Genomic DNA, 15621 nt, shown 5'->3' with positions numbered 1-15621 from the left:
CTTATTTGATCAGTTGATTGGGCAGTATTCACACTTCAGTTTGCGGCCGGGCCTGCAACATCCTGAATAGTAACCCGGCCTTTAATCCGATCTTCATAGGGCTGCAGCATAGATGTCACCCTGAAAGCCTGGTTGGCTCTGGCAAAGTCCATTAGCTTCTTATTATTGCAGACGATTTTTTCAACCGCATTTTGCTTGCTGATCCGGTATTCTTGCAGGGTTTTGGTTAAGCCTATACGATCATCATCGGCAGTTTCACTACATACCTGAACTAACGCATTGTGTAAGTAACTGTCTGCATAATAATCATCGGCTGCTGCCGGTACTGCCACACTGGCACTTGCCAGAGATACTGCGAAAAAAATTGCTGTTTTCATCGTTCTGTCCTCTGTTATTTAACAAATGGCGTTTGCCATGACCAGAGTTTGGCAAGGATCAGTATTGATTGTCGCTGCTTTGGGGTAAGCGGTGGCATGGTTGTTATCAAGTGATAAGCCGGGGTTGAACAGGGATAAACGGTATTATTCAGCTTTGAGGAAGCGCAGTTAACTGCCCGCTCCAGTTCAGCTTGTAACGTCTGGATGCATTAACCAGTTTGCCATTGCTTAGCACAAACTGATAATCATTATTATGGGGCTGCAGTTTACGGACATGATGTAAATTAAGTAAGGTAGAGCGATGGACCTGAACAAATTGTTCCGGTAGACGTTGCAGTAAATCTTTCATCGTTTCACGAATAACCAGTGTTTCGTTCAGCGTATAAATACACATATAATTGCCGGCTGCTTCAATAAGCAGAATTTCAATGTCGTCCAGTAACAGGGTGGCGCCACCCGTTTTAAAGGCCAGTTTACTGGCAGGCGTCATTGGTGGTTGTTCTGGTTGCTTATCAAGCGCTGTTCTGGCATCCAGCAGCGATTGCGCCAGACGCTGGCGTGACACCGGCTTAAGCAGATAATCAAAGGCGAAGTGTTCGAAGGCGGCAAAAGCAAATTGCTCGTATGCGGTAACCAGAATAAACAGCGGCCGTGCCATGGCAGAACCTTTGCCGGTTTGCTGCAAAATATCAATGCCTTTGACACCCGGCATCTGAATATCCAGAAAAACCACATCGATATCCGGGGCGGTTTGTAAAAAACGTAGGGTGTCATCGCCATTGTCAAAGCAGTCGACAATCTCCAGGTTAGAATATACTGCCAGTTTAGCTTTCAGGTTGCTAATGGCCAGAGGTTCATCATCGGCAATAATCACTTTAAGTGGCTGGGTCATGCAGGGCCTCCGTTGCAATGTTGAGCTGGCTGTAAAACCCTGTTGCGCTGTAACTTAGCGATAAACTGGCCCTATGGCCAAACAGCAGCTGCAGTCGCTCAGTCAGGTTAATCAGATTAACCGGGCGCTGTGCGTCAGGCCAGCCAGCGTCAGGGTCTGCGCCTTGCTGGGCCAGGGTGATCTGCAATTGCGTGGCAGACTGCTCCAGCCGGACCAGCAGGCAAAGCGCGCCGGCAGTTTCTGCCACGCTGTACTGAATAGCATTTTCTGCCAGCGGTTGTAGCAATAATGGTGGTATCAGTAAAATAGGCAGTGGTTGGGGCAATTGCCAGCTTATCTGCAGCCTTTCGCCAAAGCGGACTTGCTGAATTGTCATATAGGCTGTGAGCGCGTCGAGTTCCTGCTGTAACGGAATAAATTCCTCCTGCTGATTTTTCAGCGAGTGGCGCAAATAGACACATAAATGCTGGATCAACTGCTCGGCTTCCTGACCGCTGCGCTGCACTATCAACGCATTTAGAGCATTCAGGGTATTAAACATAAAATGTGGATTCAGCTGATAACGCAATACTTTTAACCTGGCCTGGCGAGCTTGCTTAGCCAGTTGTTGTTGTTTAACCAGGCCGGCGAAATGCAGCTGGTTGGTTTTTAATAGCATAAATACCGCCAGCCAGCCGGCTAAGGGCAATAACACCAGATTGAACGCCAGAAAAAATTTCAGGTTGGAGCTGACACCCTGCAGCATATCGGATGCATAAGTGGTAATCAGATACTGGCGCAACAACACCATTAGCAACCACCAGGGCAGCAGCACCAGCAGCAGTCGTTTTAACTGAACCAGCAACGATCGCTGCTGCGTCAACTCATGCTGGCCCAGGGCGCCGGTGAGCAGAATATTCAGCACGGTAACCAGTGAGTATATCCATATATAAGGCCAGCTTGATTCATCCTGCAGCGGCACCAGCACGCTAAGATGGGTAAACTTGATTAGCAGATAACACAACCAGTACAACAAATGCCAGTACCAGAAACTGGCCAGGCGCTGCTGTTCAGCGTTTGCAGCTGTCATGCCGTTTGCCATGGTAAGCAGATACTGACTGCAAACCCCTGAGGACTGGCACCGATTTCCAGCCGGGCTTTATCGCCAAAATGTTGTAAAAGCCGGTTGCGAATATTATCCAGCCCGACTCCGGCACCGCCGCAATCAGTTTGCAACTGGGAGCCGGGACCGTCATCACTGACACACAGCTGCAGGTTGTCCTGCTGTCGTTTACCGCCAATGGTAATAGTGGCGCCCTGTTTGCGGGTTGCAACCGCGTATTTAATGGCATTTTCCACCAAAGGTTGTAGCAGTAAGGCCGGGATCCGCTGCCGTTTTAACTGTTCATCAATTTGCCAGTTAACTTTCAGTTTGTCACCAAAGCGGGTTTTCTGCAGCAGCAGATAAGCATCGATAGCGGCCAGCTCGTCGGCAAGTTGTACCAGGCTGTCGGGTGATTTACTCAGCGAATAACGTAAAAATGTCGCCAGCTGCTCCGACATCGTTTCGGCATCATCATAGCGCTCTGCCTCCAGTAAAGCGCAAACAGAATTCAGGGCGTTAAAAGTAAAATGCGGATTAAGCTGCTGGCTTAATGCCTGTAGTTCCAGCTGCTGGATTTTCTGGCTTAGCGCGGTGGTCTGGGCCAGCCGTTGCAACTGCTGCTGATACAGTAACACTGTCAGAAAGCAGGCGGTCCAGACAAAAAATGCCAGCACTGAGGTGTCAAGGTTGCCAATCAGTAGCCGGGCATCAACAACTTCTTTGTCCCATAACAGCAGCCAGAAGGCATTCTCTGCCGGAATATAAACCAGCGCAACCAGGGCTACGCCCAGAATTAACTGCAAGTTACTAAATGCCTGCCGGGCAAGCCGCTGATGACTCCAGATAACTAATGCCGCTGTCAGCAGCATGGCGACCAGCTCACTGGCCAGCATCATCGGTAAATAAGTCCAGTCATAGGGCTTTTCTGATACGACAGCAACCTGCCAGGAGGCAAGCAGGCCCAGTACTAAAATGGTTAACCAGTAATACAGATTAAAGCGTAATAACTTTCTGCGACAGACTAACGGCATATCCGGCCCCACAAGCTTAATTAATCACTAGTATAAGTGCCACGGCTGATTTTGCTGCGCGCTCTGGATAAGCGGATGAAAATCCGGGGCAAAACCAGTGAAAATCTTCATAAAACTGCCATGTTCAGCTGTCAGACATCAGATATGCTGGCAATTAAATTTTTTAATGATTCGAGGTTTGGTTGCAACAGCAGGATATGCTGCCTGAGCTTGCCCAGTTACAGCAATTAATTGCCAGCGCGCCACAGGCGCTTCGCTCAGAAATACTGACCACGGTGCCGCATATGACTGAGCAACTGCCGGTGTATGCGTTAGCATTGGGCAATTCAGACCCAAAGTTACCGGCCGTAGTACTGGTGGGGGGTGTGCATGGCCTGGAGCGGATAGGCACCCAGGTGGTGCTGGCGTATCTGCAAACCCTGCTGGAACGGCTGCCATGGGACAAATGTCTACAGCATACCCTGGAGCACTGCTGTATTTATTTTGTGCCGCTGCTTAACCCGGCTGGCATGGCAAATGGCTGGCGCGCTAATGGTAATTGCGTTGATTTGATGCGTAATGCGCCGGTAGAGTGCCAGGAGGGGGCGGCCTGGCTGGTCGGCGGCCAGCGGTTCAGCCGGGCCATACCCTGGCACCGCGGCCGGCCGGATAAAATGGAAACTGAAAGCCAGGCCCTGGTAAGTTATATCTGCCGCGAGTTATTTGGCCGGCCATTCTCGCTGGTACTGGATTGTCATTCCGGCTTTGGCCGCACAGACCGGATCTGGTTTCCCTATGCAAAAAGTGCCCGCCAGCCCATATCGCATCTGGCTGAAATGTACCGTTTACGGCAGCTGTTTTTTCAGACTTATCCGCATCAGAACTATATTTTTGAACCGCAATCACAGCATTATTTATGTCATGGCGATTTATGGGATTATCTGTACGATCAGGCGTTGGCGCAGCACACAACGATGCTGCCACTGACCCTTGAAATGGGCTCATGGAACTGGGTGCGAAAAAATCCGTTTCAGTTGCTCTCCAGCCTTGGCATGTTTCATCCGGTAAAACCGCATCGGGTAAAACGGGTGCTGCGCAGTCATCTGATCCTGATTAATTTTCTGATTAATGCTTCCTTGTCTTATCAGAACTGGTTACCGTTAACCCATCGACAGCAACTGGATAATGCAGCAAAGAGGCTATGGTATCCGTGACCGACAATAACACACCGGTATTGCTGCTGCGTGGTTTAACCCGCGAGCAACGCCATTGGGGCCGGTTCAGCTCAATGCTGGCTGACAAGCTGGCTAACCCGGTGCTGGGTTTTGACTTTGCCGGCAGTGGCGAGCTGTATCAGCAACGCTCACCCGCCGATATCAGCGCGTTGCGCCAGTCTGTCCGCAGCCAGTTACAGAACCATTCTGCGTTTACCGGTAAGGTGCATCTGGTGGCGTTGTCATTAGGTGGCATGCTGGCAGCAGATTGGGCGCTGGCTTTTCCGGCAGAAGTGGCCTCAATAACCCTGATTAACAGCAGTGCCAGGCCGCTGGCGCCATTTTATCAGCGGTTACGCTGGCAGAACTACCCGGCGCTGGCCGGCTTGTTTTTGCTATCAGCCAGTAAGCGCGAGCAGCGTATTTTAGAGCTGACCACCGCCCGTGCGTATCAGGACCTGCAGATTGTCAGCCAGTGGCAGACCTGGCAGCAGCAACGACCGGTATCAGCTGGCAACGCGCTGCGTCAGTTGCTGGCCGCCAGCAGGTTCAGCCTGAAGGCGAAGCCAGCCTGTCCGGCGCTGATTATCAGTAGTCAGGCCGATAAGCTGGTGAACCCGCAATGCTCAGTGGCGCTGGCAGACTATCTGCAGGCCATTCATCAGCAGCATAGCTGGGCCGGTCATGATATTGCCCTGGATGATCCGCTCTGGCTGGCCGGGCAAATAGCCCAATTTATTCGGCAGCTGTGTTAATCTAGCGCTTATTTTTGCCGGAACACGTTATGTCGATAGCCCGTCAGGCCTCTGAAATTACTTTGCCAGCGATTAATGACGGCTGGGATAGCGTGCTGCAGTTTTTATGCAGCCAGTTTCCGTTTATCAGTGAGGCGGTATGGCGCGAGCGGATGGCATCAGGCAAAGTGCACTGGTTTAATGGCGATACGGTAACGCCGGCAACGCCTTTCTCGCCAAGTAAAAGACTATGCTATTACCGCGAAGTTGCCGCAGAGCCAGTAATTCCGCTGGCCCATCATATTATCTTTCAGAACGAACATATTATTGTTGCCGATAAACCGCATTTTTTGCCGGTTACCCCGGGTGGCGACTATGTCAACGAGTGCCTGCTGGGCCGCTTGCAGCGCGATACCGGTATTGCTGATATGGTGCCGGTACACCGGCTGGACAGGGATACCGCCGGGCTGGTGTTGTTTTCAGTAAACCCGGATAGCCGGCCAGCGTATTATCAGTTGTTTAGGCAGGGGACTATCGAAAAACAGTATCAGGCCGTGGCAAGATTAACAGCAGAAGTGGCAAAGGCTGTACTACCGCAGCACTGGCATATTGAAAACCGGATTGAGAAAAGTCAGCCGCGCTTTATCAATGCTATTGTGCCGGGCGAGGTTAATGCGGTATCTGATATTACCCTGGTGGCTAAAGCCGGCGGGCTGGGGCTGTTTGAATTACAGCCGCATAGTGGTAAAACCCATCAGCTGCGTTTACATATGCTAAGTTTGGGCCTGCCTATTTTGCATGACAATTACTACCCGCAGTTACTGCCAAAACAGCCACCTCAGTTCGCGACACCACTGCAACTGCTGGCAAAACAGCTAAGCTTTACCGACCCGCTCAACCAGCAATTAACCCGGTTTAGTAGTAAGCAGTTACTTACTGCCTGGCCTGATTAGCTCTGGTATCACCTGTCTTGCTGGTGCTGCTGCAGTAATTTGTCCAGCTGATTGGCAAACGCCTGGCGGTCGCTCTGGTTTAACGGCGGGGGCCCGCCGGTATGCACGCCGCTGCCGCGCAGGGTGTCCATAAAGTCGCGCATCGTTAGTTTTTGTTTAATGGTGTCGGTACTGTAAAGCTCGCCCCGTGGGTTAAGCGCCCGGCCACCTTTGGCTAATACATCAGCAGCCAGCGGAATGTCGGCGGTAATAACTAAATCGCCCGGCTGGCAGCGACGGACAATTTCATTGTCCGCTTCATCAAAACCATGGGATACCTGCAGGCTGCTGAGAAAAGGCGACGGCGGCACCCTGATAAGCTGGTTTGCAACCAGCACCGTATTGATTTGCCGTTTTACGGCGGCCCGGAACAGAATTTCTTTAATCACCACCGGACAGGCATCGGCATCAACCCAGATTTTCATTGTGCTGCTCACTTACCTACTGAGAATTGAGTGAATTAACGTTTTTTATCAGGTGTCAGTGGCAAAAACAGCCGGAATTCTGTGCCTTTACCGACCACAGTTTCCATTTCTATGCTGCCATGCAGTACCTGAGTGACCAGATTGTAGCACAGGTGCAAGCCCAGCCCTTTACTCTGGCTAGCCCGGCGGGTGGTAACAAACGGATTAAATACAATATCCTGAATACTTTCATCAATGCCTTTGCCGTTGTCGCAAACTTTCAGCAGTAACTGCTGAGCGTTAATCCGCACCTCCAGCGTTATCTCACCACTGTCATCCGGTTCAAACGCATGCAGCAACGCATTTTCCAGTAAATGGCTTAATACTGTTGCCAAAGCACTTGCCCGCAGCTGCAGCCTCAGGTTATCCGGGCATTGCAAAATTATGCTGACAGCAGCATTGGAGGGATTAAGCCGGGCGACCAGATGCTGTAACCAGGGTTTAAGTTGTATATTAACGCTTTCGGTAACGGTTTCGTTTACGGCCAGCTGCTTAAACTGGGTGACCAAATCGGCAGCCCGTTGCAGGTTATAACTAATCAGTTGCAAATGTTGTTCGCTGTCGCTGACAAACTGACTGAATGCTTTGCTGCTGAGCGTTTTATCGTCAAAGTGCTGTTTTAATTCGGCCAGCTTACCGGCCAGCGCGCTGCTGGCAGTGATGCTGACCCCGACGGGCGTATTGATTTCATGCGCTACCCCGGCTACTGTCTGGCCGAGTGCTGCCATTTTTTCATTTTCCAGCAAGCTTTGCTGTGCCAGTTTCAGTTGCTGGCTGCGATCTTCTACCTGGCGGGCTAAATCGCGGGCCTGCAGTTGCGCGACCCGGGTTCGTACTTTTACCAGTAAATAAATGGCCAGGATCAGGCTTAGTACTAACAACAACGCAAACCACCATTGCTGCCAGAATGCCGGCATAACGGTTAATGCTAGCCCGGTTTGATGTTCGCTCCACTGTCCTGTGCGGTTAGTGGCCTGAATTTGCAAACGGTAGTCTCCTGGCCACAGGTTGGTGTAGCTGGCAATCCGCTGGCTGGCGTCAGAATACTGCCATTCCTGATCAAACCCTTGCAGCTGATAACGGTACTGCAACTGCTGGGGGGCGGATAAATCCATGGCGCTGAATTCAACACTGAAACTGCGTTCATCCGCCTGCAGGGTTATCTTTTGCTGAACCGGTGCAATTTGCCGGGGCCGGCCTGCTACTTTCAGTTCCGACAGCAGCACTTGCGGCTGGAACTGCCAGCGGCTGAACTTCAGCGGATCAATGACCAGTAAACCCCTGCTGCCACCAAACAATAATAAACCGTCGCGGGTTTTGTTGTAAGAACGGTACCAGGGCGTGCCAATATCAACGCCATCTGCCGGGGTCAGCTGGTACAGCAGGCCGCTGACCGGATTGTAGCGGAACTTGGCTGTCCAGATATTGCCCTGATGATCTTCCAGTAAATTGGCACCAAAATCTTCATTAAGCGTGCTGTTAGTGAACGCGACCTTAGTCAGGGCTGAAGTTTGCTCAGCAGTTTGCACCGGTTTTGCAGTGTTGGCTGAGCGTTGCTGCAGGTACTGCTGATAGTTAAACTGATACAATCCGGCAGGTGTGTCGAGCCACAACCGGTTCTGACTGTCATTCAACAGTCCCAGTATATTGGATAGCGGCTCTGCCTGTATCGCCTTGGCAGTGGGTATCGTTTGTGTTGAAGGTTCAATCAGATACAGTCCGCTGGCGCCGGTTGCCAGCCAGATATTGCCATGCTGATCTTCCACTATCGCATTAATGTAATCCTGTAATGGTTCAGCATCATCCTGCCTGATCCGGACAAAGCGTTGTTGCTCGGGCTGCCACATCGCGACACCGGTACTACTACCGAGCCATAACCGTTGCCGGCTGTCAATAAACAGCGTCCGCACATTGGTACGCCAGATCCCCTGCTCTGGGCCCAGCAAGGTAAACTGACCGCTTTGCGGCTGATAGCGATATACCTGGCCCGGATTGACCCCAAGCCAGATAGTGCCATCAGCCTGTTCCGCCATGGCCCTGATCCAACCATGTTTCAACTTGCCCGGGGTACCGCTCTGTGGCTGGTGGCGGCCAATAATGCCACTGACCGGATCAATGATTTCTATGCCATTGCCGCGACTCCCGAGCCACAGCTGACCATTGGCTAATTCAAGAATGCTGCTGATATCGCCACTGCGGATACTGTTGCTATCGGTCAGGCTTCGACGCAGGGTGCTGATCCCAGGCTGGCCATTAAATCGCTGCAAACCGCCGCCATAACCGCCCAGCCATATTTTACCGGCACTGTCTTTTAATAAAGTGCGGATATCCTGATGTGCCAGACTAAACGGATTGGAAATATCGTGCTGATAGCGGCCAATAAGCCGTCTGTCACTGACCGAGAGCCGGCTGATACCGGCAAAACCTGCCAGCCAGACTTCATCGTCACTGACTTGCATAATATCGTATACCGGGCCGGGTACGCCGCCGGTTGTTAAATGTTGGGCAACGGCAGTCAGACGGTGGTTAGCGGTTATCGCAAAGGCGCCGGCCCGATCTGTGCCCAGCCAGATTTGATCAGCGACCCGGGCCAGCGTCAGTACCTGGCCGAGTTGTGTTTCCGGGCTGCTGATTTGATAAGGACCGGCACTTCCTGGCGTTAGCAGAAATAAGCCGCTGCGACTGCCAATCCATAAATTTCCCTGCTCATCAGCCAGTAACGCTCTGATATCCTGTAACTCTGGCTGTGGCGGCACAAACTGCAATACCTGACCGTTCTGGTCTAACAGGGCTAAGCCCTGGTTTCCGGCCAGCCAGATATCACCTTTACTATTTTCCGTGATCGCCTGCACCTGATAGCCAAAATCGTCAGCGATACCCGGGGCGGATATTTTGGGCTGGTAAAAGCTGTCACTGCCACTCTCGTAACGCTGTATTCCGCCAGGGGAGGTTGCCAGCCATAAGGTGCCATCCGTTGCCTGATACAAATCCCGGACAAAATTGCCTGCTATCGAACCGGTAGTCTGGTTACTGCTCAGTTGTTGGGCCCCGGCTTGCAAATAACGCCGGAAACGATAACCGTCATAGCGGATTAAACCGCCGGTACTGCCAATCCATAAGCGGCCATATTTGTCCTGCGCCAGTTTGGTAACAATATTATCCGGAATGTGCTGGCGGTCGGCAATGCTGACAAAAAACTCGCTGGCAGGGGGGAAGTATGTTGCAGGACTCTCTGCTGCCGGAGCAGTCAGACCAGGCGTTGTGGTCAGTACAAAGCCCGTTAAGCTACATAGCAGGGTGACAAAAAACTGGTTCAGAAAACGATGCGCCAAGGCGTACTGCTCACGATAATCACGAAGTAGGTTAAATTTACGTCTGTTTTTATTAAAAATCAATTAATTAACTGTAGTTTTAACTGGTGTATCAAATCAGTGGCAACCAGCCAGGGGCGCTGTTGTTGCCGGGCAAGGGTAGCCGCACTTTGCAGGTGCAACCAGGCGGCAAGTTGACAGGCAGCCCGCCCACTAAGCCCCTGAGCCAGCAATGCGGCAATAATACCACTGAGCACATCACCCATACCACCACTGGCCAACGCCGGATTGGCATCTGCCAGCAGGCTTATCTCGCCTTGCTGATCGCATATCAGGGTGCCGGCACCTTTAAGCAGTACAACGCCACCAAACCGCTGCTGCAACTGGCTGACTGCTGCCAGCCGGTCTTGCTGAATTTCTTTATTGCTGCAGTTAAGTAACCGCGCGGCTTCGCCCGGGTGGGGAGTTAACACCCAGTTTTGCCGTTTAATGCGTTGTTGCTGCTCTGGCCCCAGGCCGGCAAGAAAATTCAGGGCGTCAGCATCCAGCAACATCGGTTTGTCGGTTGCCAGCGCCTGGGCCATCAGGGCCTGGCCCCAGCTTTTTGCACCCAGGCCCGGGCCAATGGCAATAACACTGGCAGTATTAAGCAGCTTGCCACAGTCGTCGCTGCTTACCATCACTTCCGGCTGGCGGCTTAACATAACGCTGATATGCTCACTGCGGCTGTATAAACTTACCTTGCCGGCACCGCAGTTTACGGCAGCCTGGGCGGTCATAACGGCCGCGCCGCCAAAGCCATAATCACCACCAATAACCAATACATGGCCAAAGTGGCCTTTATGGCTGTTAACCGGCCGCGCTGGCAGCAGTGTATTAACCTCAGCACCACTCAGGCTGCAACAGGCCGGGCTGATCCCGGCCAGCTCGCTGGCCAGTTGCAAAGGGCTTAACCACAGCTCGCCACAATGTTCCAGGCCGTCCTGCATCAGTAAACCGGCTTTCAGACCAATAAAACTGATGGTAGCAGTGGCTTTTACCGCTACCGGCATGGCTGCGCCACTATCCGCACTGATCCCGCTTGGAATATCTATCGCCAGCACCGGTGTGCTGCTGTCATTTATCGACTGGATCAGCTGACAGGTTGCTTTATCCAACGGCCGGTTCAGACCAATCCCGAACAGGGCGTCGACCAGTAATTCTGCCCCGGCAAAGTCATCTACCAGCGGAACGCCGGCATTTTCTGCTGCATCGGCTGCCTGCTGTGCCGTTTCGCCAAGCTTACTGTGATCGCCATGCCGGCAGAGCCGTACCTCATAACCCCGGGCCCGGGCCAGTGCGGCCAGCAGATAGCCATCGCCGCCATTATTGCCAGCGCCGGCATACACCAGAATATTTCGCGGCGCCGGCCAGCGCTGTTGCAGTAGTTCCAGCAATGCTGCAGCTGCCCGCTGCATTAAAATAAAACCACCGTCGCTGCCAAGCCGGGTTATTGCCCGCTGCTCCAGCTGCCGAATACTGTCAGCCCGGTACAATGGCTGCTTTTGACTGGGATCGACAGGAAGTATTTCGGCTGTTGGGGTATTAGCTGGCATTGGCTACTCAGTATTGGGCTAAGTCAGGTTAATCGTTATCCGCCTCAGGGACAGTGTCATAATTAGCATAGCGCAGACAAAAGCGCAGGTGGTCAGGGTAGGGGAAAATATCTTCCACAATGCCATCACGAATTGCCTGTTGCTTGCTGCGCCAGTATGCTGCGTCCAGCAACTCCGGGTGTTTGCTGAATAGCAACTGTCGTAGCTGGGGTTGCGGCGTAACAAAGGTAGCAATTTGTTCAGGGAATACATCGCCCGGCGCCGCACAGCAGTTTGCTTCGGCGTTAATGGCATCTTCAAAATTATCTGTTTTGGTAAAGGCGCGAAAATTCACATCCAGCAGATACTGCACTTCATCGTAGTCGTAAAACACCACCCGTTTATGCCGGGTAACCCCGAAGTTTTTTAATAACATATCACCCGGAAATATGTTGGCGGCAATCATTTCTTTTATGGCATTGCCATAGTCGTTCATGATAACGGCTTTTTCAGCAGCATCAGCCTGCTCCAGATAAATATTCAGCGGCACCATCCGCCGTTCAATATACAAATGCTTAATAACGACCAGTTCATTGTCTATTTGCATTGACTGACCAATGGTATCACTGAGCTCCTGCAGTAACTCTGGGGTAAAACGACTCTTGGGTAAGGCGACATCGGAATATTCCAGGGTATCAGCCATTCTGCCAACCCGATCGTGTTTTTTTACCAAAAGGTAACGGGCTTTTACGGTGGCGCGGTCAAACTCTTTGCTCGGGGCAAACTTATCGCGAATAACCTTAAACACGTAAGGAAACGAGGGCAGGGTAAACACCATCATCACCATGCCACGGATACCAGGCGCGGCAACAAACTGATCCGTGCTTCTGGTTAAATGGCTTAACAGCTCGCGGTAGAACTCGGTTTTGCCTTGTTTATGCAAACCAATACTGGCATACAGTTCAGCCAGGGTTTTATGGGGCAGCAGTTCCCGTAAAAAATGCACTAATGCTGATGGCACCGGGCACTGCACCATAAAATAAGCGCGGGAGAAGCCAAAAATGATACTCATATGCTGAGGATCGGTCAGCAGGGTATCCAGGTATAAACCGGCACCCTGCTGGTGCAGCAGCGGAATAATGAACGGCTGCTGGCCATCGGGGGTAACCACCCGGCCGACAATATAAGCCGCTTTATTGCGGAAAAACACAGATTTAAGCATATCAAACCGGATCTGGTGCACCGGGTAGCGACCATGGACTGATTGCTTAATAAAGCTTTTCACAATGTAACGGATATCACGTTCCAGATTAATAAAACCGGTGTTAAAGGCGAAGTCGGCGACGATTTGCCGGATACTTTGTTTCAGGCCGTCCTCTGCCGGAAAATAACTCTGGTAAACCGAGGAAATCGGGGCCGGCAAATGTTGCTGGTTAAGAGTCGATTCAACAAAAATATTCTGATTGTGATAATACTTGCGGGCAAATAAGCGGCAGAACACCGAGTTATAAAAGGTTTCTGCCAGTTCAGCCTGCGGATGAAACAACAAGTATTCTAAATACTGTTGTTTCACCTGCTGCCATAATGGCTCATTTAAACAATCCGATGGCATCGCCTGTTTCAGTTCGGCCACTGTTTCGGCAACCCGATGATCATAAAATGAGATCCGCTCAGAGCTGTCCTGCTGATAGGCCCGCCAGTCGGCCTGCTCAAACCGTTGCTTGGCTTTAGCGGTTACCTGTTGAAACAGCTGAAAGTGTTTGCGAAAGCCCTGCAGGATCATCTCCGCAATTTGCCGGGTCTGGGCCATTGACTACATTTCCCTATTAATTAATACAGCCGATATCATAGCAGGTTACCACCGGATCCTCCGGCGCCGCTTCCCTGGCGACATACACCGCCCAATACTCAACATGCGGGCTGGACCATTCATAGTAAAAGCCAACACCTATATGGTTCTGTTGCAAATAAAAAGGCAGTTCTCCCAGTAAATGACTACGGTGTCCGGCAGACGTTTTAAAAACACGCCAGGCTTCCTCTGCTGTGCTGTAGCCTCCGGCTACCGCTTCCACCTGATTACCAATTGTACCGCTGTAAAAAGGCGGCAGTTGATAGCCGAGCATTCGTAATCGCTCGTTTGCCCCCAAACCACCAATATAATGATTAACTTTGCCACCTTTTGCCATCGCTTTGGCTTTATCAGCAGCGGCCTGAGCGAGTAGGGGATGACAGCTTAATGTTGCGCGTTGCTGTTCGGGATCCTGAATGATTAGCAGCGCAAGTTGCTGGGCTTTTTCATTCAGGCCACAATCTGACACATTACCGGAGTTAACTGTGATTTTCTTGTTGCTGTCTGCCTGGCTTTTAAATTGCGGTGGGCTGATATCTGTCGGTTCAGGTGAAGATAATACTGATGCTGAAAACAGCATCAGTATTATTATAAAAATAAACATTACATTTTATTCAATATTGATGATTAACTTTACGTTAAACTCATCAACATTCAATGTCAACAGTTGCTCAAAGTCGTTAGTTACTGATTATATTACTATTCTGAGCTGTAGGTGGCTGTACGTCATCACCATAACCAAACACCACCGCCAGTATCAGCACCAGAGATGCAGCGAGCATCAACTTGGCTATCAGTGGCAGACAAAAGCGAACCCAATGACCATACGGAATACCGGCAATACCGATAATGCCCATTAAGATGGCGTTGGTCGGAATAATCATATTAGAGAAACCATCACCAAACTGATAGGCCAGTACTGCAACCTGACGCGGAATTTCCAGTAAGTCAGCCAGTGGTACCATTAACGGCATGGTGACAAAAGCCTGACCGCTGCCTGATGGGATAAAGAAGTTAAGCAAGGTCTGAATGATCAGCATGCCGACTACCGCAATTTCAGCACCAACATAAGATAATGGCAGTGACATACCGTGTACCAGCGAGTGTAAAATCTGGCCGTCTTCCATGACTAGCGATATACCGCGTGCCACGCCGATTAAAATTGCCGTGGTGGTCAGCTCCATCGCGCCGTCAATAAACTTTTTGGCAGCAATATCAACGCCAATACGGCTGATCACGGTTGTTAACAGGCCCCAGGCGATAAAGCAGGCACCCAGTTCATACAGATACCAGCCATGGATCCGGATACCATAAGCAACAATACCGATAGTGGCGAGGAAACTGGCTAAGATCAGTTGATGTCTGAATGAGAGTTTCGGGTAGTCGGCACTATGGCTGTCGCCAAGTGGGCAGGGCAAGTCAGCAACCATTGAGTTTGCCGGATTGGCCAGTACTTTTTTCGAGTAACTCCAGACATGGTGAAAACCAATTAACACAAAGGGCAGGAAAATAGCTGCCCGCAGTGGCCAGCCTGATAAAATAGGTAACTCAGCAATTTGCTGAGCAATAACCAGGGTAAAGGGATTAACTGCTGAAATACCATAGCCGATACCATAGCCGGCTACTGTCATACCTACTGCTGTCATGGCGTCGAGCCGCATTGCCTTACACAACGCCACCAATATCAGCACAAAGGGGATATATTCGCCAGCAGTACCAATAAAACTGGATGCCATGGCAAAGCAGAACACCACCATAAAGATTAATATTTGCGGTTTTTCACCAAAGCGTTCCAGCATCCGGCCGATTAACGCATCCACCGTGCCGGTAGCCCGGGCAATCGACAATACGCCACCTAAGATCATCACAAAGAAAATAACATCCTGGGCGCTGGCAAAGGCGCGCGGAATGGCAGTCAGTAACTGCCACGGGGTCATATAGTTTTTATCTTCAACCAGGGTAAAAGTACCCGGTACCACGGCCTGACGGCCTGATTCGAGTGTTTGCATTTCAAATGCACCCTGCGGCACTATCCAGGTGGCAATCATGGCGATAACCATCATCGAAAACAGCAGGGTAAGGGTATGAGGTACTTTAAATTTGCCCATGGTTTAACATTC

General features: G+C 51.1%; 13 protein-coding genes. 3 read left to right on the top strand and 10 right to left on the bottom strand.

The features are described 5' to 3' along the window. Positions 1 to 35 precede the first annotated feature (35 nt). The 4 genes from R3187_RS17470 to R3187_RS17455 all read right to left on the bottom strand — a co-directional run bounded on the left by R3187_RS17470 (position 36) and on the right by R3187_RS17455 (position 3384). Positions 36 to 377 (bottom strand): DUF3718 domain-containing protein, encoded by a 342-nt coding sequence (locus R3187_RS17470; protein ID WP_318968349.1) that lies wholly within the window; start codon positions 375 to 377, stop codon positions 36 to 38. 148 nt (positions 378 to 525) lie between these two features. Continuing rightward, on the bottom strand, positions 526 to 1269 hold the full coding sequence (locus R3187_RS17465) for a LytTR family DNA-binding domain-containing protein (protein ID WP_318968348.1): 744 nt from the start codon (positions 1267 to 1269) through the stop codon (positions 526 to 528). Continuing rightward, on the bottom strand, positions 1253 to 2338 hold the full coding sequence (locus R3187_RS17460) for a sensor histidine kinase (protein WP_318968347.1): 1086 nt from the start codon (positions 2336 to 2338) through the stop codon (positions 1253 to 1255). Before R3187_RS17460 ends, R3187_RS17465 begins: the two co-directional genes overlap by 17 nt. Further along, the gene (locus R3187_RS17455) at positions 2335 to 3384 is read right to left on the bottom strand and encodes a sensor histidine kinase (RefSeq protein ID WP_318968346.1); all 1050 of its coding nucleotides are present in this window, start codon (positions 3382 to 3384) and stop codon (positions 2335 to 2337) included. The genes R3187_RS17460 and R3187_RS17455 overlap by 4 nt, the downstream gene beginning before the upstream one ends. A 197-nt stretch (positions 3385 to 3581) precedes the next feature. Between R3187_RS17455 and R3187_RS17450 the strand changes: the two genes are divergently transcribed. From R3187_RS17450 to R3187_RS17440, 3 genes are read left to right on the top strand one after another with little or no spacing between them, the layout of a single operon-like run. Then, positions 3582 to 4577, top strand: coding sequence for a M14 family zinc carboxypeptidase (locus R3187_RS17450; protein WP_318968345.1), 996 nt, complete (start codon positions 3582 to 3584; stop codon positions 4575 to 4577). After that, a complete protein-coding gene (locus R3187_RS17445; RefSeq protein ID WP_318968344.1) occupies positions 4565 to 5332 on the top strand; it encodes an alpha/beta hydrolase in 768 nt (255 codons plus the stop codon). The genes R3187_RS17450 and R3187_RS17445 overlap by 13 nt, the downstream gene beginning before the upstream one ends. A 29-nt stretch (positions 5333 to 5361) precedes the next feature. Next, positions 5362 to 6264, top strand: coding sequence for a pseudouridine synthase (locus tag R3187_RS17440; RefSeq protein ID WP_318968343.1), 903 nt, complete (start codon positions 5362 to 5364; stop codon positions 6262 to 6264). Between the two features lie 8 nt (positions 6265 to 6272). Here R3187_RS17440 and R3187_RS17435 read toward each other — a convergent pair whose 3' ends face one another. The 6 genes from R3187_RS17435 to R3187_RS17410 all read right to left on the bottom strand — a co-directional run bounded on the left by R3187_RS17435 (position 6273) and on the right by R3187_RS17410 (position 15609). Further along, complete coding sequence (locus tag R3187_RS17435; RefSeq protein WP_318968342.1) at positions 6273 to 6728, bottom strand: YaiI/YqxD family protein; 456 nt, start codon at positions 6726 to 6728, stop codon at positions 6273 to 6275. Between the two features lie 35 nt (positions 6729 to 6763). Further along, positions 6764 to 10099, bottom strand: coding sequence for a two-component regulator propeller domain-containing protein (locus R3187_RS17430; RefSeq protein ID WP_318968341.1), 3336 nt, complete (start codon positions 10097 to 10099; stop codon positions 6764 to 6766). A 59-nt stretch (positions 10100 to 10158) separates the two neighbouring features. After that, positions 10159 to 11673 (bottom strand): NAD(P)H-hydrate dehydratase, encoded by a 1515-nt coding sequence (locus R3187_RS17425; RefSeq protein ID WP_318968340.1) that lies wholly within the window; start codon positions 11671 to 11673, stop codon positions 10159 to 10161. A gap of 28 nt (positions 11674 to 11701) precedes the next feature. Then, positions 11702 to 13462: a bifunctional isocitrate dehydrogenase kinase/phosphatase gene (gene aceK / locus R3187_RS17420; protein ID WP_318968339.1), complete on the bottom strand. Its 1761-nt coding sequence runs from the start codon at positions 13460 to 13462 to the stop codon at positions 11702 to 11704. 16 nt (positions 13463 to 13478) lie between these two features. Then, positions 13479 to 14105, bottom strand: a complete 627-nt coding sequence (locus R3187_RS17415) for a CAP domain-containing protein (protein ID WP_318968338.1) — start codon at positions 14103 to 14105, stop codon at positions 13479 to 13481. 76 nt (positions 14106 to 14181) lie between these two features. Then, positions 14182 to 15609, bottom strand: coding sequence for a YfcC family protein (locus R3187_RS17410; RefSeq protein ID WP_318968337.1), 1428 nt, complete (start codon positions 15607 to 15609; stop codon positions 14182 to 14184). Positions 15610 to 15621: the final 12 nt, after the last annotated feature.

The sequence above is a fragment of the Arsukibacterium sp. genome, from assembly GCF_033721375.1.
Classification (GTDB): domain Bacteria; phylum Pseudomonadota; class Gammaproteobacteria; order Enterobacterales; family Alteromonadaceae; genus Alishewanella.
Note: the sequence above shows the minus strand (reverse complement) of the source record. Positions and strands in the feature narration are given on the sequence as shown.